This window comes from Thermus sp. FJN-A, from assembly GCF_054655095.1.
Genome location: NZ_BAAHSC010000174.1, coordinates 297,046 through 314,693, shown reverse-complemented (window position 1 = coordinate 314,693; position 17,648 = coordinate 297,046). Strand labels below are relative to the sequence as shown.

Sequence of the window (17,648 nt, the reverse complement as noted above, 5' to 3'; positions counted from 1 at the left end):
TGAGGGCCATGGGCCCTTTCCCGGGCGGCCTGGCGTGGCGGGCCTTGGGCCTGGGGGTGGCCCTGGCCCTCCTCCTCGGCTGGGCCCAGGAGGCCTTCCGCCCCCAGGTGGAGCTGGTCCGGAAGGACAAGAAGGTGGTGGCCTGGGTCTCGGGAGAGGAGGGAAGCCTCTTCTACGCGGACTACGGGGACCTCCTGGTGGGGGAGCTCGTGGCCCTGTCCCCGGAGAGGGTCCAGGTGGGGGAGCGGGCCTTTTACCGGGATGCGGGGAGCGCGGTGGAGGAGGGCCTCGAGGTGGGGACGAGGGTGGAGGCGGCCTTCAACCCCGACCTGGAGCGGGATGGCCTGGCCTACCTCATGCGCCTGCGGCGCGCGGGGGAGGGGCGGGCCGAGCGCTACCTGCGCCTGGTCCTCGCCGACCCCAAGGGGGTGGGGGTGCGCCTGGGGGAGGAGGTGGCGGCCCGGGGGCCCTTGGCGGTGGTGGAAAGGGGGGGGCAGGAGGAGCTCTTCCTCTCCGGGGGGGAGGCCCGCTTCTTGGAGGAGGAGGGGCGCCTGGAGCTCCGCCCGGGCCCGGGGGAGGTCTGGGTCACGCAGGGGGCGGTGCGGGCCCAGGGAAGCCGCCTCCGCTACCGCAACGACACCGGCGAGGCCCTGCTGGAAGGCCCCGTGGCGGTGCAGCGGGAGGGGGAGAAGCCCCTACGGGGCCAGGCGGGAAGCCTCCGCTACCTCCTGGACGAGGACCGGCTCTGGCTTTTGGGCAGGGTGGAGTTCACCCAGGGGGGGCGGACCACCCGGGCGGAGCGGGCGCTCCTTAGGGAAAAGGAGGGGTACGCCTACCTCTACGGGGGCGTGGAAAGCCGGGACGAAAAGGGTTTCGTCCGCGGGGAGCGGGTGCGCTACGCCTTGAAGACCGGGGAGGTCCTGGTCCTAGGCCAGGTGGCGGGGGAGTTTAAGGAGTAGTACCCCCCGGGCCGGCAAGGGCCGGGATGGGGTGGCCTCAGGCGGTGACCCCGGCCATGAGGAGGCCGAGCCTTTCCTCCGTGGCCTCCTCCGGGGTGAGCTCCCCCACGATCCGGCCCTCGTACATGACCAGGATGCGGTCGGCGAGGCTTAGCACCTCGGAGAGGTCGGCGGAGACCAGGAGGACCGCCAGGCCCTGGTCCCGGGCCGCGATGAGGCGCTGGTGGATGAACTCGATGGCCCCCACGTCCACGCCCCGGGTGGGCTGGGCGGCGATGAGGAGCCTGGGGCCCCTAAGGAGCTCCCGGCCCACCACGATCTTCTGCTGGTTGCCCCCGGAGAAGCGCCGGGCGGAAAGCTCCGTGGAACGGGGGCGCACGTCAAAGCCCTCCACCAGCCTCTTGGCGTGGGCCTCCACCGCCTCGCCGTCCAGGAAGCCCAGGAAGCCCCGGAAGGGCTTGCGGTGCTGGTCGCCCAGGATGGCGTTTTCCCGCACGGAGAAGTCCAGGACGAGGCCGCGGGCGTGCCGGTCCTCGGGGATGTGGCTTACTCCCGCCTCCCGTACCTTGCGGGCCAGGGGGGGGAGGGGCTGGCCCAGGTACCGGACCACGCCCCGGTGGGGGCGGAGCCCGGCCAGGGCCTCCACCAGCTCCGTCTGGCCGTTGCCCTCCACCCCGGCGATGCCCACGATCTCCCCGGAGCGCACCTGGAAGCGCACCCCCTTGAGCCTGGGGGGGGCCTCGAGGTCCTCCACCTCCAAGACCACCTCCCCGGGCCGGGCGGGCCCCTTTTGCACCCGCAGAACCACCTCCCGGCCCACCATCATCCGGGCCAGGGCCTCGAGGGAGGTCTCCCGCGTCCCTACCGTGCCCACCACCTTCCCGTCCCGGATCACCGTGACCCGGTCCGAGACGGCCAGCACCTCCTTCAGCTTGTGGCTGATGAAGATGGCGGCGTTTCCCTTGGCCACGTAGGCCCGGAGGAAGCGGAAGAGCTCCTCGGCCTCCTGGGGGGTGAGGACCGCGGTGGGCTCGTCCAGGATGAGGATCCTGGCCCGGCGGTAGAGGGCCTTCAGGATCTCCACCCGTTGCTGGAGCCCCACGGGGAGGTTCTCAATCCGCTCGTCCAGGGGCACCTGGAAGCCCAGCTCCTCCATGAGGGCTTCGGCCCGCTTCCTCGCCTCCTCCAGGGTGAGGCGGAGGGGGCTTCCGGGCTCCAGGCCCAGGACCAGGTTCTCCAGCACGGTGAAAGGCTCCACCAGCATGAAGTGCTGGTGGACCATGCCGATGCCGTGGGCGATGGCGTCCAAGGGGCTCCTGGGGTGGTAGGGCTTCCCGTCCACCCACATCTCCCCCTCGTCCGGGGGCTGCAGGCCGTAGACGATCTTCATGAGGGTGGACTTGCCCGCGCCGTTTTCCCCCACCAGGGCCAAGACCTCGCCCCATTCCAGGTCCAAGGAGACGTGGTCGTTGGCGAGGACGAGGGGAAAGCGCTTGGTGATGTTTTTGAGGACCAGGGCCTTCTCCACGCCCGGAGTATACAAAAGGGCCGGGGGAGACCCCCCGGCCCTTCCCAGCGCTTCTTCAGCGCTTCTCCGGCACCTTGATCTGGCCCTTGATGATCTGCTGCTTGAGCACCTCCAGCTTGCTCACCACGGCGGAGGGAATCAGGGCCTTGTTGTAATCGTCCAAAGCGTAGCCCACGCCGTTGTTGCTGAGGCCAAACTCCCGCACCCCGCCCTTGAAGGCCTTCTGCACCACGCTCTTGATGACCTCGTAGGTGGCCACGTCCACCCGCTTCATCATGGAGGTGAGGCCGTGGTTCAGGGTGGCGGGGTTGTTGTCGGTGTCGCCCAGGTAGTTCTGGTTGGCGTCCACACCGATGAAGAAGAGGGGCGTAACCTTGGTGCCATCGGTGCCGCAGGCCTTGGTGTACTCGGCGTACTTGGGCACCTTGGCGTAGGGGTCCGCCTTGCGCACGAAGCGGACGGCCCCGCCTTCCTTCAGGCACTTGGTCTGCTTCACGTAGTCAATGAGCCCCAGGCCCGAGCCGCCGGCGGCCGCGTAGATGATGTCCGCCCCCTGGCGCACCTGGGCGGCGGCGATCTCCTTGGCCTTGGCGGGGTCGTTCCAGGCGGCGGGGGTGTTGCCCACGTAGCCCACCAGGACCTTGCCCTGGATCTTGTCCTCCTTGAAGGCGTACTCGGCCCCGGCGCGGAAGCCCGCCTCAAACTTGTGGATGAGGGGGATGTCCATGCCGCCGATGAAGCCCACCACCCCGGTGCGGCTCATCTTGCCGGCGATGTAGCCCACCAGGAAGCTCCCCTCGTGCTCGCGGAAGACCAGGCCCACGGCGTTAGTAAGCTTCCCCTCGCCGGGGACGGCGTCGATGACGGCGAAGTTGACCTTGGGGAACTCCTTGGCGGTGGCGGTGATGGCGGGTTCGTTGGCGAAGCCCACGCCGATCACCAGGTCAAAGCCCTCCTCGGCGAAGGTGCGAATGCCCTGCCCCACCTGGGAGGGGTCGGCGGGCTCGAAGTCAAAGAGCCTCACCCCGAAGTCCTTGGCCGCCTTCTGGGCGCCTTCCCAGGCGGACTGGTTGAAGGAGCGGTCAAACTTACCCCCCGCGTCAAAGGCGATGCCCACGCGGACTTGGGCCAGGCTCAGGCCCAGGGCCAACATACCCACCAGCGCAACGATACGTTTCATGCTTCACCTCCTGCGGCAGTTCGCCGGGAGGCATTATACCCGGTCCGGTAAACTCAAGGCATGACCTTGGAGGAAGCGAGAAGGCGGGTGAACGAGCTACGGGACCTCATCCGCTACCACAACTACCGCTACTACGTCCTGGACGCCCCGGAGATCTCCGACGCCGAGTACGACCGGCTTCTAAGGGAGCTTAGAGAGCTTGAGGAGCGCTTCCCCGAACTCCAAAGCCCTGACTCCCCCACGCTTCAGGTGGGGGCGAGGCCCCTCGAGGCCACCTTCCGCCCCATCCGCCACCCCACCCGCATGTACTCCCTGGACAACGCCTTCAGCCTCGAGGAGGTGGTGGCCTTCGAGGACCGGCTTGCCCGGGCCTTGGGGCGGGAAGGCCCATTCGCCTACACGGTGGAGCACAAGGTGGACGGGCTTTCCGTAAACCTCTACTACGAGGGGGGGATCCTGGTGTGGGGGGCCACCCGGGGGGACGGGGAGACGGGGGAGGAGGTGACGCAGAACCTCCTCACCATCCCCACCATCCCGAGGAGGCTAAAGGGGGTGCCGGAGCGCCTGGAGGTCCGGGGGGAGGTGTACATGCCCCTGGAGGCCTTCCTCCGTCTGAACGAGGAGCTGGAGGAGAAGGGGGAGAGGATTTTCAAAAACCCCCGGAACGCCGCTGCCGGGAGCCTGCGCCAGAAGGACCCCAGGGTCACGGCCAAGCGGGGCCTCAGGGCCACCTTCTACGCCCTGGGTTTGGGCCTCGAGGAGGCCGGGTGCCAAACCCAGATGGACCTCCTCCTCTGGCTCAGGGAGAAGGGCTTTCCCGTGGAGCACGGTTTCACCCGGGCCTTGGGGGTAGACGGGGTGGAGGCGGTCTACCAGGACTGGCTTAAGAAGCGGCGGGAGCTTCCTTTTGAGGCGGACGGCGTGGTGGTGAAGCTGGACGATCTGCAACTTTGGCGGGAGCTCGGCTACACGGCCCGCGCCCCCCGCTTCGCCATCGCCTACAAGTTCCCCGCCGAGGAGAAGGAGACGCGCCTCTTGGAGGTGGTCTTCCAGGTGGGGCGCACCGGGCGCGTGACCCCCGTGGGCGTCCTGGAGCCCGTTTTCATGGAAGGAAGCGAGGTCTCCCGGGTCACCCTGCACAACGAGAGTTACATCGAGGAGCTGGACATCCGCATCGGGGACTTTGTTTTGGTGCACAAGGCGGGCGGGGTCATCCCCGAAGTCCTCAGGGTGCTCAAGGAAAGGCGCACCGGGGAGGAGCGGCCCATCCGGTGGCCCGAAGCCTGCCCCGAGTGCGGCCATTCCTTGCTCAAGGAGGGGAAGGTCCACCGCTGCCCCAACCCCCTGTGCCCCGCCAAGCGCTTTGAGGCCATCCGCCACTACGCCTCCCGCAAGGCCATGGACATCCAGGGCCTGGGGGAGAAGCTCATCGACAAGCTTTTGGAAAAGGGCCTGGTGAAGGACGTGGCCGACCTCTACCGCCTTAGGAAGGAAGACCTCGTGGGCCTGGAAAGAATGGGGGAGAAGAGCGCGCAAAACCTCCTCCGCCAGATAGAGGAGAGCAAGCACCGGGGCCTGGAGCGGCTCCTCTATGCCTTAGGGCTTCCCGGGGTGGGGGAGGTGCTGGCCCGAAACCTGGCGGGCCGCTTCGGCTCCATGGACCGGCTCCTGCAGGCCTCTCCCGAGGAGCTTTTGCAGGTGGAGGAGGTGGGGGAACTCACGGCCAGGGGCATCTGGGAAACCCTCCATGACCCCGCCTTCTTGGACCTGGTGCGTCGCCTGAAGGAGGCCGGGGTGGAGATGGAGGCCAAGGAACGGGGCAGCGAGGCCTTGAAGGACCTCACCTTTGTCCTCACCGGGGAGCTCTCCCGGCCCCGGGAGGAGGTGAAGGCCCTTCTAAGGCGTCTCGGGGCCAAGGTGACGGACTCCGTGAGCCGCAAGACGAGCTACGTGGTGGTGGGGGAAAACCCGGGGAGCAAGCTGGAGAAGGCCAGGGCCCTAGGGGTGCCCACCCTCACGGAAGAGGAGCTTTACCGCCTCCTGGAGGAGCGCACGGGGGAGGGGCGGGAAGCCCTCCTCGCCTAGCCCTCCGGGCCGAAAACCTTCTCCAGGGCTTCCCGGACCCGGGAGCCGGAGAGCCCCAGCGCCCTTAGGGCCTTCTCGTAAAGCTCCGGGGTGAGGAGGCCCCGGAGGGCCTTGAGCTCGGTTTGGGAAAGGGTGGCCCCGTGGAGGACGTGCTCCGCAAAGGCCCGCCAGGCGAGGGGCACCCACTGTTGCACCATCTGGGCGATGGCCTGGGCGTACTGCCTTATCTCCCACTGAGCGTGGCGGTCCAAGCGGAGGGCCAGGAAGTGGAAGAGGTTGTGCAGGTCCTGCTTCCAGTAGAACTCGGTATAGAGGTTGAGGGGGAGGACCACCCGGGCCAGCTCCCGGGCGATGCCCTTTTGCAGCAGGGCCTGGTATGCCCGGTAGGCCTCCTCCTCCACGCCCCGGAGGAGGCCCTGGGCCTCCTCGTCGGGGAAAGCTCCCTCTGAACCTTGCTTGTTGTCCTTGGCCTGGTACCGCCAGGCCTCGGGCTCGTAGAACTCCTCCTTGAGGACGGAGTAGCGGCCCGAGACCTCGTTGACGCTGGCCGTGCGGTGGCGGAACCACTGGCGCACCACGAAGATGGGGGCCTTCACGTGGAACTTGAACTCCACCATCTCAAAGGGGGAGGTGTGGCGGTGGCGCATGAGGTAGTCGATGAGAGCCGCGTCCTCCCGCACCGTCTTGGTGCCCTCCCCGTAGGACACCCGGGCGGCTTGGACGATGGCGCGGTCGTCCCCCATCACGTCCACCAGGCGCACGAAGCCCTTGTCCAGGACGGGGATTTCCTTGGGAAGCTCCATGGCCCAAGTCTACTTGCCCTTTGCCGGAAAAGGCCCTACCCTAAGCGTATGCGGGCCAGAACCCCCTTTGCCTTCAAGCGGAGGCACGGGCGCTTCCGAGGCTAGGGCCGCTTTGCGCCGGGGCTTGGAGGCTTTAGGATGAGTGGGCCTGGGGCGCCTAGCGCCCCCTTGGAGTCAGATATGCTGAGGTTGCCGGATTTTCCTCTGCCCGACGAGCGGGGGCGGTTTGGCCCCTACGGGGGGCGGTATGTCCCCGAAACCCTGATTCCCGCCTTGGAGGACGTGGAGGCCGCCTACAAGGAGGCCAGGAAGGACCCGGATTTCCTGGAGGAGCTCTTCTACTACCTGAAGACCTTCGCCGGACGTCCCACGCCCCTTTTTTACGCCCGGCGGCTTTCCGAGTACTGGGGTGGGGCCCGGGTGTACCTGAAGCGGGAGGACCTCCTGCACACCGGGGCCCACAAGATCAACAACACCCTGGGCCAGGCCCTCCTAGCCAAACGCATGGGCAAGCGGCGGGTCATCGCCGAGACGGGGGCGGGTCAGCACGGGGTTTCCGTGGCCACGGTGGCCGCCCTTTTCGGCATGGAGTGCGTGGTCTACATGGGGGAGGAGGACGTGCGGCGGCAGGCCTTGAACGTCTTCCGCATGAAGCTCCTGGGGGCCGAGGTTAGGCCCGTGGCCGCGGGAAGCCGCACCCTTAAGGACGCCACCAACGAGGCCATCCGGGACTGGCTGACCCACGTGCGCACCACCTTTTACATCCTGGGCTCGGTGGTGGGCCCCCACCCCTACCCCATGATGGTGCGGGAGTTCCAAAGCGTCATCGGGGAGGAGGTGAAGGCGCAAAGCCTGGAGCTTTTCGGCCGCTACCCCGATGCCCTCATCGCCGCGGTGGGCGGGGGGTCCAACGCCATCGGCCTCTTCGCCCCCTTCGCCTACCTACCAGAGGAAAAGCGCCCCAGGCTCATCGGGGTGGAGGCCGCCGGGGAGGGGCTTGCCACCGGGCGGCATGCGGCCAGCATCGGGGCGGGGAAGCGGGGCGTTCTGCACGGGAGCTACATGTATCTTCTCTACGATCACGATGGCCAGATCACCCCGGCCCACTCGGTTTCGGCGGGCCTGGACTACCCGGGGGTGGGCCCGGAGCACAGCTACTATGCCGACACGGGCCTCGCCGAGTACGCCAGCGTCACGGACGAGGAGGCCCTCGAGGGCTTCAAGCTCCTGGCGCGGCTTGAGGGCATCATCCCGGCCCTGGAGTCGGCCCACGCCATTGCCCACGCCGCCAAGGTGGTGCCGGAGATGGACAAGGACCAGGTGGTGGTGATCAACCTTTCGGGCCGGGGGGACAAGGACGTGACCGAGGTCATGCGCCTTCTGGGGGGGGAGCTATGACCACCCAGGAAGCCTTCGCCAAGGCCAAGGCCGAGGGCCGCGCCGCCCTCATCCCCTACCTCACCGCAGGCTTCCCCAGCCGGGAAGGCTTTTTGGAGGCGGTGAGGGAGGTCTTGCCCTATGCGGACCTCTTGGAGATCGGCCTCCCCTACTCTGACCCCTTGGGGGACGGCCCCGTGATCCAGCGGGCCAGCGAACTGGCCCTGAGGAAGGGGATGAGCGTTCAGGGCGTCCTGGAACTCTTCCGCGAGGTGCGCTCCCTCACCTCTAAGCCCCTCTTCCTCATGACCTACCTGAACCCCGTTCTGGCCTGGGGGCCGGAGCGCTTCTTCAGCCTCTTCAAGCAGGCGGGGGCCACGGGGGTGATCCTCCCCGACCTCCCCCCGGACGAGGACCCAAGCCTCGTGCGCCTGGCCCAAGAGATCGGCCTGGAGACGGTCTTCCTCTTGGCCCCCACCTCCACGGACCGGCGGATAGCGACCGTGGTGCGCTACGCCACGGGCTTCATCTACGCGGTTTCGGTCACGGGGGTCACGGGGGAAAGGGAGCGCCTTCCCGAGGAGGTGCGGGACCTGGTGGGGCGCATCCGGGCCCACACCCCCTTGCCCGTGGCCGTGGGCTTCGGGGTTTCTAACCGGGAGACGGCGGCCCAGGCGGCGGTGGCGGACGGGGTGGTGGTGGGGAGCGCCCTGGTGCGGGCCCTCGAGGCGGGCCGTCCCCTAAGCCCCCTCCTGGAGGAGATCCGGCAAGGACTCTTCCCGAAGAAAACGGCCTGATCCCCCGCGCGCGGGAAAGCCGCTGCCTTTTAGGGGGGCGGCCCTAGGCCATGGGGAGCTCCGCAGGCTCGGGCTCCTTGAGGATGGCCTCGGGGTCCGGGTAGCGGAGGATGCGGTAAAGGGGGTCCCGCTCCGCGGGTTTAAACCCCGCGTCCACGATGTGGCGCACGATCTGGCGCACCGTGGCGTGGGTGCGGCCGTGCCCCCCCGCCGCCGAGACCACGTTCTCCTCCAGCATGGTGCTCCCGAAGTCGTCGGCCCCGTAGTAGAGGGCGGCCTGGGCCACCTTGAACCCCAGGGTGGGCCAGGAGGCCTGGAGGTGGGCGAAGTTGTCCAGGGCCAGGCGGGCGATGGCGAGGGTCTTCAGGTACTCGTGGGCCGTGGCCCCCGGGGCCTTGCCCTTGAGGCGCGTGTGCTCCACCTGAAGCGTCCAAAGGGCGAAGGCGGCAAAGCCGTTTTTGTGGCGCTTTAGGGCCTTATCCTGCTGGGTCCGGAGGCCGAAGAGGTGGGCGGCGCGCTCCCTAGGGCCCTCCCCAAACCCGATCACCATGCTGGCCAGGGTGTAGAGGCCCAGGGCCTGGGCCGCGTCCACGATGCGGTACCAGTCGGCAGTCTTGATGCGGGCGGGGGCTGCTTTTTGCCGCACCTCGTCCACCAGGATCTCCGCCCCCGCCCCCGGCATCCCGTCAAGGCCCGCCTCCTTCATCTTTTCCAGGATGGCCTCGGCCCTGAGCCCGGTGAGCCTTTCCAGCCCCAGGATCTCCTCGGGGCTGAAGGCGTCTATGCGCAGGTCGGGGAAGCGGCCTTTGAGGTAGCGGAGGAGGTCCAGGTACCACTCCAGGGGGAGTTCCGGGTTCACGCCCCCCTGCATGAGGATGCGCCTTCCCCCCACCTGGTAAAGCTCCTCCACCTTCCTCGCGATCTCCTCGTAGCTCAGGGTGTAGGCGTCTTGCTGCCTCTTGGTGCGGTAGAAGGCGCAGAAGGCGCAGGCCACGGTGCAGACGTTGGTGTAGTTGATGTTGCGGTCTATGAGGAAGGTGACCACCTGGGGATCGGTCTTCTGCAGGCGCACCGCGTGGGCGGCGGCGGCGAGCTCGGGGAGGGGGAGGTGGAAGAGGCTTAGGACCTCGGCCTGGGAAAGCCTCTCCCCGGCCACGGCCTTCTCCAAGACGTCCATGCCTCCCATGCTACACCCCATGCCCCGGTAAAATCGGGGCATGGAGCTCAAGCTCGTCCCCATTGAGAAGCCCGAGAACCTGAACGTCATCCTGGGCCAGGCCCACTTCATCAAGACGGTGGAGGACCTGCACGAGGCCTTGGTGACCGCGGTCCCCGGGATCAAGTTCGGCCTCGCCTTTTCCGAGGCCAGCGGCAAGCGCCTCATCCGCCGCTCCGGGACGGACCCCGAGCTCGTGGAGCTTGCGGTGAAGAACCTCCAGAACCTGGCCTCCGGGCACGCCTTCCTCATCGTCTTGGGGGAGGGGTTCTACCCCATCAACGTCCTCCACGCGGTGAAGGCCTGCCCCGAGGTGGTGCGGATCTTCGCCGCCACCGCCAACTCCCTCAAGGTGGTGGTGGCCGAGGAGGGGGAGCAGAGGGCCATCCTCGGGGTCATGGACGGCTTCACCCCCTTGGGGGTGGAGGACGAGGCCGAGGTGGCCTGGCGCAAGGACCTGCTTCGCCGCTTCGGCTACAAGCTCTAATCCTACCCCATGCTGGCGCAAGCCAGCATGGGGGCCCCGGTAAAGGGGGCGGGGGCCGGGTATAATCCCGCATATGGAAGGTTCTTTGGCCCCGGATTTCGCCCTTCCCGACCAGGAGGGCCGCCTCCACCGCCTCTCCGACTACCGGGGGCGGTGGGTGGTCCTCTACTTCTACCCCAAGGACGACACCCCAGGCTGCACCAAGGAGGCCTGTGGCTTCCGCGACCACATGGGAAGCCTAAAGGTCCTGGACGCGGTGGTCCTCGGGGTTTCGGCGGACGACGTGGCAAGCCACAAGCGCTTCGCCGAAAAGTACGGCCTGAACTTCCCCCTCCTCGCCGACCCCGAGCGGAAGGCCATCGGGGCTTACGGGGCCTGGGGGAAGAAGAACCTCTACGGCAAGGAGTACGAGGGGGTTTTGCGCCAGACCTTCCTCATAGACCCGGAGGGGCGCATCGCCAAGGTGTGGCGCAAGGTCTCCCCCGAGGGGCACGCCCTCGAGGTGGCCGAGGCCCTGAAGGCGCTCAGGGGGGCCTGATGGAGCGTCCCTTGGAGGCCTACAAGAAGGAGGCGGCCCACGCCGCGGTGGCCTACGTGCAGGACGGGATGGTGGTGGGCCTGGGCACGGGTTCCACGGCCCGCTACGCCGTCCTCGAGCTCGCCCGCCGCCTCAGGGAGGGGGAGCTTAAGGGGGTGAGGGGGGTCCCCACCTCCGAGGCCACCCGGGACCTGGCCCTAAGGGAAGGCATTCCCCTCGTGGACCTTCCCCCCGAGGGAGTGGACCTGGCCATTGACGGGGCGGACGAGATCGCTCCCGACCTCTCCCTCATCAAGGGGATGGGCGGGGCGCTCCTCCGGGAGAAGATCGTGGAGGCCACGGCCCGGGAGTTCATCGTCATCGCCGACCACTCCAAGAAGGTGCCCGCCCTCGGCCGGGGGCCGGTGCCGGTGGAGCTGGTGCCCTTCGGCTACCGGGCCACCCTCAAGGCCATCGCCGCTTTGGGGGGGGAGCCCGAGCTCCGCATGGACGGGGACGAGTTCTACTTCACCGACAGCGGCCACCTCATCGCCGACTGCCGTTTCGGCCCCATCGGCGACCCCCTGGGCCTCCACCGGGCCCTCTTGGAGATCCCCGGGGTGGTGGAGACGGGGATCTTCGTGGGCCTGGCCACCCGGGCCCTGGTGGCGGGGCCTTTGGGGGTGGAGGAGCTTCTGCCGTAGAATGGGGGCCATGAAGGGCATGCCCTGGGCCTAGGGCGGGGAGGCCTCCCCGCCCGGGGCGCATGCCCCGGTTTTTTTTGGAGGAGGGCGCATGGAAAAGGTCTTTTACATCACCACTCCCATCTACTACGTGAACGCCGAGCCCCACCTGGGCCACGCCTACACCACGGTGGTGGCGGACTTCCTCGCCCGGTGGCACCGCCTGGACGGCTACCGGACCTTCTTCCTGACGGGCACCGACGAGCACGGGGAGACCGTGTACCGGGCGGCCCAGGCGGCGGGGGAGGACCCCAAGGCCTTCGTGGACCGGGTGTCCGAGCGCTTCAAAAGGGCCTGGGAGCTTCTCGGCATCGCCTACGATGACTTCATCCGCACCACGGAGGAGCGCCACAAGAAGGTGGTGCAGCTTGTCCTGCAGAGGGTCTACGAGGCCGGGGACATCTATTACGGGGAGTACGAGGGGCTTTACTGCGTAAGTTGCGAGCGCTTCTATACGGAAAAGGAGCTCGTGGAGGGCCTCTGCCCCATCCACGGGAGGCCCGTGGAAAGGCGCCGGGAGGGGAACTACTTCTTCCGCATGGAGAAGTACCGGGAATGGCTTGTGGATTACCTCCGGGACAATCCCGACCTCATCCGCCCCGAGGGGTACCGGAACGAGGTGCTGGCCATGCTCGCCGAGCCCATCGGGGACCTCTCCATCTCCCGGCCCAAGTCCCGGGTCCCCTGGGGCATTCCCCTGCCCTGGGACCCGGACCACGTGACCTACGTGTGGTTTGATGCCCTCCTCAACTACGTCTCCGCCCTGGGCTACCCCGAGGGGGAGGCCTACCGGACCTTCTGGCCCCACGCCTGGCACCTCATCGGCAAGGACATCCTTAAGCCCCACGCGGTCTTCTGGCCCACCATGCTGAGGGCGGCGGGGCTTCCCATGTACCGCCACCTGAACGTGGGAGGGTTTTTGCTGGGGCCGGACGGGCGGAAGATGAGCAAGACCCTGGGGAACGTGGTGGACCCCTTCGCCCTCTTGGAGAAGTACGGCCGGGATGCGGTGCGCTACTACCTCCTCCGGGAGATCCCCTACGGCCAGGACACCCCCGTGAGCGAGGAGGCCCTAAAGACCCGGTACGAGGCCGACCTGGCGGACGACCTGGGCAACCTGGTGCAGAGGACCCGGGCCATGCTCTTCCGCTTCGCCGAGGGGCGCATCCCCGAGCCCGTGGCGGGGGAGGAGCTTGCGGAGGGCACGGGGCTTCCCGCCAGGCTCCGTCCCCTGGTGCGGGAGCTGAAGTTCCACCTGGCCCTCGAGGAGGCCATGGCCTACGTCAAGTCCCTGAACCGCTACATCAACGAGAAAAAGCCCTGGGAGCTTTACCGGAAGGACCCCGAGGCCGCCCGGGCCGTCCTCTACCGGGTGGTGGAGGGCCTGAGGATCGCCTCCATCCTCCTCACCCCGGCCATGCCGGGCAAGATGGCCGAACTCCGGCGGGCCCTGGGCCTCGAGGAGAGGGTAAGCCTGGAGGAGGCGGAGCGCTGGGGCCTGGCCGAGCCCCATCCCGTTCCCCAGGAGGCCCCCGTCCTCTTTCCCAAGGAAAGGGAGGCCAAGGGGGAGGCCAGGCCCAAGGAGGAAGCCTGGATCGGTATTGAGGACTTCGCCAAGGTGGAGCTCCGGGTGGCGGAGGTGCTTTCGGCGGAGCGGCACCCGAACGCGGACCGGCTTTTGGTCCTCAGGCTCTCCCTGGGGAACGAGGAGCGCACCGTGGTCTCCGGCATCGCCAAGTGGTACCGCCCCGAGGAGCTCGTGGGCAAGAAGGTGGTGCTGGTGGCCAACCTCAAGCCCGCCAAGCTCCGGGGCATAGAGAGCCAGGGCATGATCCTGGCGGCCCAGGAGGGGGACCGGCTGGCCCTGGTGACGGTGGAAGGGGAAATCCCCCCCGGGGCGGTGGTGCGGTAGGGCCCCTGGTGAGGGACGAGAAGGGGCCGGTGCACCCGGCCCCTCGCCCTTGGGGCCTAGCGGTTCAGCTCCTCCAGGGCCCGCTTCAGGATGGCATCGTTTTCCAGGTCCAGCACCGCCTGGCCCCGCTCCTCGGGGAGGGGACGGCTCCGCTGGGGCTCGGCGTAGCTGAACTTACCCTCGGCGTCGGCCTTCACCTTCACGGTCTTGCCGTTTAGAGTGACGGTCACCTCGGCCCCGGGGGGCGCCCCGGCCCCTTGCAGGGAGAAGGGGGTGGGGAAGCGGGTGTCCTTGACCTCTATGTCCGGCCTCAGCCCCTCCTTGTTGATGGCCCGGCGCTTGGGGGTGAGCCACTCAAAGGTGACCAGGGTGAGCTCGCCGCCGTTCGCCAGGGTGTAAGGGGTCTGGCCTACCCCCTTGCCGAAGGTCTTTTCCCCGAGGACCTTGGCCCGGCCGTAGTCCTGGAGGGCCCCGGCCACGATCTCGCTGGCGGAGGCGGAGTTGCCGTTCACCAGGACCACCATGGGGCCGTCCCAAAGGGGCCTGCCCGAGGCCTCGCACCAGACCCGGGTGAGGTTCTTGGTGCGGGTGTAGACGATGGGACCCTCCTTGAGGAAGGCGCTGGCCACGGCGCACCCCTGGTCCAGGAGGCCGCCCCCGTTGTCCCGGAGGTCAAAGATGAGCTTCCTCACCCCCTGGGCCTTGAGCCCGTCTATGGCCTTTTTGAGCTGGTCCTCCACCTTGAAGTTGGCGAAGGTCTCCAAGGCGATGTAGCCCACGTCCCCGATCTTGCCGGTGGAGACGGAGATGATCTCCACCTTCTCCCGCACGAGCTCAAAGACCAGGGGGGAAGGGGTGCCCTCGCGGCGCACCTTGATGGTGACCTTGGTGCCCTCGCGGCCCCGGATCCGGGCCACCACCTCCTGGAGGGGGAGGCCCGTCACGTCCTCCCCGTCCACCTCCAGGATCACGTCCCCTGCCCGCATCCCGGCCCGCTGGGCGGGAAGGCCCTTCATCACCCCTTCAATGCGGGCCCCGGTGCCATCGGGGTTGGCGGGGGTTAGGGTGGCCCCGATGCCGAAAAACTCGCCCCTAAGGTCCTCTTGGCGGAGGCTCGCCCGCTCTGGCGGCGAGTAGCTGGTGAAGGGGTCCTTAAGGGCGGAGATCATGCCCCCGATGGCCCCCTCCAGCAGGGCGTTGAGCTTCTCCTTGGGCAGGGGCTCCAGGTAGTCCTGCTGGATTCTTTGGTAGACCTCCAGAAGGGCCTGGCCGTTGGGGTTTTGCAGAAGGTTTTCCGCCTGGGGGCGGGGTAGCTGGGCGTAGACCAGGGCCGCCAGGACCCCGAGCCCCACGATGAGCCATGCGCGTCTTTTCATCCTCTCCCTCACCTGAACTCCACTATAGCGCTTTTCCATGAGAAGAAACCCCGGCCTCCTTTCCTTATAGTGGGGGCATGATCGCCTTTCACCGGGTGGGCTTGGAGTACCCGCGCACGGGGACCAAGGCGCTTTACAACGTGAGCCTCGAGGTCAAGAAGGGGGAGTTCGTCTACGTGGTGGGCCACTCGGGGGCGGGCAAGTCCACCCTCCTCTCCCTCATCCTGCGCCGGCTTTTGCCCACCCACGGGGCGGTCTACTTCTCCGGGCAGAACCTGAAGCACCTCCGGGGCGACCAGGTGGCCCTCCACCGCCGCCGCATCGGCATGGTCTTCCAGGACCACCGGCTCCTTTCCGACATGACCGTGGAGGAGAACCTGGCCTTCGTCCTCCAGGTGCAGGGGGTGCCGCGGAAGGAGTGGCCCGAGCGCATCGCCACCGCCCTGCGCCGGGTGGGGCTCGCCCACAAAAAGCGGGCCTTCCCCGAGGAGCTCTCCGTGGGCGAGGCCCAGCGGGTGGCCATCGCCCGCGCCCTCCTCCTGGACCCCCCCGTGATCCTGGCGGACGAACCCACGGGCAACCTGGACCTGGAGAATGCCCTCGCCGTCTTAGACATCCTGAAGGCGGCGCACCAGCGGGGGGCCACGGTGGTGGTGGCCACCCACAGCAGGGAACTCCTCGAGGCCTACCCGGCCCGGGTGGTGGTCCTGAAGGCGGGCCAGGTGGTGCGGGACGAGCGTCCCGGGGAGGGTAGTAGCATAAGGGTAAGGGAAAGCCCTGACCGGGGCGGAAAGGAGGAGGCATGAACGTCTACAAGCTCATCGGCCGCAACCTGGAGATCACCGACGCCATCCGGGACTACGTGGAGAAGAAGCTTTCCCGCCTGGACCGCTACCAGAACGGGGAGCTCATGGCCAAGGTGGTGCTTTCCCTGGCGGGTGGCCCCCGCGTGGAGCGCAAGGCCAAGGCCGAGGTGCAGGTGGACCTCCCCGGGGGGCTCGTGCGGGTGGAGGAGGAGGACCCGGACCTTTACGCGGCCATCGACCGCATGGTGGACCGGCTCGAGGTCCAGCTCAAGCGCTTCAAGGAGCGCCGCTACGTGGGCAAGCGCCACACCTACCAGGGGCCCCCGCCCCCCGAGGTGCGGGACCTGGAGGCCCTGCGGAAGCCCGAGGAGGAGGAAGGCCCCAGGATCGTGCGGGTCAAGCGCTTTGAGATGAAGCCCATGGACCCCGAGGAGGCGGCCTTCCAGATGGAGGCTCTGGGGCACGACTTCTTCGTCTTCCGCAACGCCAAGACCGAGGAGATCAACGTCATCTACCGCCGCAAGGACGGCAACTACGGCCTCATTGAGCCCGCCTAGCCCTGGGGCCTTGGGGTTCCCTACCGGGGCCCCCATGCTGGCGCAAGCCAGCACGGGGTGGGGTCAGTAGTAGGCCGCGGGGTCCACGAAGCGGGTCTCCTCCCCCAGGCGCACCGCCACCCGGAACTCCAGCTCCTCGGGGCGGATGAGGAGGCCCCCTCCCGTGTAGCCCAGAAGCTGGCCGCGCCGGACCCGCTCCCCCTCCTGCACCAGGGGTTCTTGGAGGTTGGTGTAGACGGTGGAGAGGGCTTCCGTGTGCACCAGCATCACCGTGTAGCCCAGGTTGGGCAGGTAGAGGATGCCGGCCACGTACCCCTCCGCCGCCGCCTGCACCGGGCTTCCGGGCGCGGGGCCCTGGATGACCTGGAAAGGCCCCTCCTGCCCGTAGGGGACCAGGATCCGCCCCCCCGGGATGGGGAAGGCCAGGCGGCCCACGGTGGCGGGCAGGGGGGGTGGGGGCACCACCACCGCCTGGGGCCTCTGCGCCTCCCGGCGCCTCCGCTCTTCTTCCCGGCGCCTTTCCTCCTCCTGCTTTAGGGCCAGGAGGCGCTGTCTTTCCCGGATGACCCGGGCTTGGAGCTCGGCCAGGGTGTTTTGCAGGCGCTGGCGCTCGGCGAGGGCATCGCGCAGGAGGGCTTTTTTCCCCTCCGCCTCCTGGCGCAAGGCGGCCAGGGTGGCCTCCAGGTTCTGGCGCTCCCCCTCGAGCCGGGCCTGGGTCTCGCCCAGGGCCTTTTCCTTGGCGGAGAGGTCGGCGAGGAGGAGGCCCAGGCGTTCCCGCTCCTCCCGGAGGGCCTTCAGGGTGGCCTGGAGGCGGCGCACCAGCTCGGCGTCCTGCTGGGAGATGTAGCCTACCCAGCGGGCCCGCACCGCCAGGTCCGTGAAGGACTGGGCCCTGAGGAGGGGGAGGTAGCGCCCCGCCTTCTCCCGGTGGAGGCTTCGCATGAGGGCCCGCAGCCGCTCCTTCAACCCCTCCAGCTCCCCCTCCAGCTTGGCGATGCGCCCCTCGGTCCGGCGCACCTCCTCCTGGAGCCGGGCGATCTCCCGCCTCAGGGCGGCCCGTTCCCCTTCCAGCCGGGTGATCTCCGCCTCGAGGCGGGCCTTTTCCCGCAACAGGTTTTGCACCCGCTGGGAGAGGCGGGAAAGCTCTTGGTTCAGGGCCTGGATGCGCCTCTGGCTTTGCTCCTCCAGGGCCTTGGCCCGGGTGGCCTCTTGCTCCAGCTGGCGCACGGTGCGTTCCTGGGTGGCCACGTCCTGCCCCTGGGCAAGGGGAAAGAGGAGAAGGATGGCCCACACCCAGAGGTGCAC

Annotated in this window: 16 protein-coding genes; 10 read left to right on the top strand and 6 right to left on the bottom strand. The window is 68.2% G+C overall.

Annotated features, from left to right (window positions below; genetic code table 11):
* Positions 1-8 precede the first annotated feature (8 nt).
* On the top strand, positions 9-959 hold the full coding sequence (locus ACYQ0J_RS07125; protein WP_460171473.1) for a hypothetical protein: 951 nt from the start codon (positions 9-11) through the stop codon (positions 957-959).
* Positions 960-996: 37 nt separating this feature from the next.
* On the opposite strand, the gene ACYQ0J_RS07120 is transcribed toward ACYQ0J_RS07125, so the two are convergent.
* Positions 997-2,487, bottom strand: a complete 1,491-nt coding sequence (locus tag ACYQ0J_RS07120; protein WP_460171472.1) for an ABC transporter ATP-binding protein — start codon at positions 2,485-2,487, stop codon at positions 997-999.
* A 55-nt stretch (positions 2,488-2,542) separates the two neighbouring features.
* Positions 2,543-3,667 (bottom strand): BMP family lipoprotein, encoded by a 1,125-nt coding sequence (locus tag ACYQ0J_RS07115; RefSeq protein ID WP_460171471.1) that lies wholly within the window; start codon positions 3,665-3,667, stop codon positions 2,543-2,545.
* 60 nt (positions 3,668-3,727) lie between these two features.
* Here ACYQ0J_RS07115 and ligA point away from each other — a divergent pair, with 60 nt between their 5' ends.
* Complete coding sequence (gene ligA, locus ACYQ0J_RS07110; RefSeq protein ID WP_460171470.1) at positions 3,728-5,752, top strand: NAD-dependent DNA ligase LigA; 2,025 nt, start codon at positions 3,728-3,730, stop codon at positions 5,750-5,752.
* Here the strand turns inward: ligA and thyX are convergent.
* Positions 5,749-6,555, bottom strand: coding sequence for an FAD-dependent thymidylate synthase (thyX, locus tag ACYQ0J_RS07105; protein ID WP_460171469.1), 807 nt, complete (start codon positions 6,553-6,555; stop codon positions 5,749-5,751). The genes ligA and thyX overlap by 4 nt on opposite strands.
* A 180-nt stretch (positions 6,556-6,735) precedes the next feature.
* Between thyX and trpB the strand changes: the two genes are divergently transcribed.
* On the top strand, positions 6,736-7,953 hold the full coding sequence (gene trpB / locus ACYQ0J_RS07100; protein WP_460171468.1) for a tryptophan synthase subunit beta: 1,218 nt from the start codon (positions 6,736-6,738) through the stop codon (positions 7,951-7,953).
* Complete coding sequence (gene trpA / locus ACYQ0J_RS07095; protein WP_460171467.1) at positions 7,950-8,729, top strand: tryptophan synthase subunit alpha; 780 nt, start codon at positions 7,950-7,952, stop codon at positions 8,727-8,729. Before trpB ends, trpA begins: the two co-directional genes overlap by 4 nt.
* 43 nt (positions 8,730-8,772) lie before the next feature.
* Here the strand turns inward: trpA and mqnC are convergent, their stop codons facing one another.
* Positions 8,773-9,915 carry a cyclic dehypoxanthinyl futalosine synthase gene (gene mqnC, locus ACYQ0J_RS07090; RefSeq protein ID WP_460171466.1) on the bottom strand — a complete coding sequence of 381 codons (1,143 nt, stop codon included), beginning with the start codon at positions 9,913-9,915 and terminating at the stop codon, positions 8,773-8,775.
* Positions 9,916-9,946: 31 nt separating this feature from the next.
* Between mqnC and ACYQ0J_RS07085 the strand changes: the two genes are divergently transcribed.
* The 4 genes from ACYQ0J_RS07085 (at position 9,947) to metG (ending at position 13,604) form a co-directional block, all read left to right on the top strand.
* The gene (locus tag ACYQ0J_RS07085) at positions 9,947-10,432 is read left to right on the top strand and encodes an adenosine diphosphatase (RefSeq protein WP_460171465.1); all 486 of its coding nucleotides are present in this window, start codon (positions 9,947-9,949) and stop codon (positions 10,430-10,432) included.
* A gap of 73 nt (positions 10,433-10,505) precedes the next feature.
* On the top strand, positions 10,506-10,970 hold the full coding sequence (gene bcp / locus ACYQ0J_RS07080; protein ID WP_460171464.1) for a thioredoxin-dependent thiol peroxidase: 465 nt from the start codon (positions 10,506-10,508) through the stop codon (positions 10,968-10,970).
* On the top strand, positions 10,970-11,653 hold the full coding sequence (rpiA, locus tag ACYQ0J_RS07075; RefSeq protein WP_460171463.1) for a ribose-5-phosphate isomerase RpiA: 684 nt from the start codon (positions 10,970-10,972) through the stop codon (positions 11,651-11,653). Before bcp ends, rpiA begins: the two co-directional genes overlap by 1 nt.
* Positions 11,654-11,744: 91 nt before the next feature.
* Entirely contained in the window at positions 11,745-13,604 is a 1,860-nt protein-coding gene (gene metG, locus ACYQ0J_RS07070; RefSeq protein ID WP_460171462.1) for a methionine--tRNA ligase, read from the top strand.
* 56 nt (positions 13,605-13,660) lie between these two features.
* Here the strand turns inward: metG and ACYQ0J_RS07065 are convergent, their stop codons facing one another.
* Entirely contained in the window at positions 13,661-14,980 is a 1,320-nt protein-coding gene (locus ACYQ0J_RS07065; protein ID WP_460171461.1) for a S41 family peptidase, read from the bottom strand.
* Between the two features lie 77 nt (positions 14,981-15,057).
* Here ACYQ0J_RS07065 and ftsE point away from each other — a divergent pair, with 77 nt between their 5' ends.
* Entirely contained in the window at positions 15,058-15,786 is a 729-nt protein-coding gene (gene ftsE / locus ACYQ0J_RS07060; RefSeq protein ID WP_460171460.1) for a cell division ATP-binding protein FtsE, read from the top strand.
* Positions 15,783-16,343, top strand: a complete 561-nt coding sequence (gene hpf, locus ACYQ0J_RS07055; RefSeq protein WP_460171459.1) for a ribosome hibernation-promoting factor, HPF/YfiA family — start codon at positions 15,783-15,785, stop codon at positions 16,341-16,343. The genes ftsE and hpf overlap by 4 nt, the downstream gene beginning before the upstream one ends.
* Positions 16,344-16,406: 63 nt before the next feature.
* Here the strand turns inward: hpf and ACYQ0J_RS07050 are convergent, their stop codons facing one another.
* Positions 16,407-17,648, bottom strand: coding sequence for a murein hydrolase activator EnvC family protein (locus ACYQ0J_RS07050; RefSeq protein ID WP_460171458.1), 1,242 nt, complete (start codon positions 17,646-17,648; stop codon positions 16,407-16,409).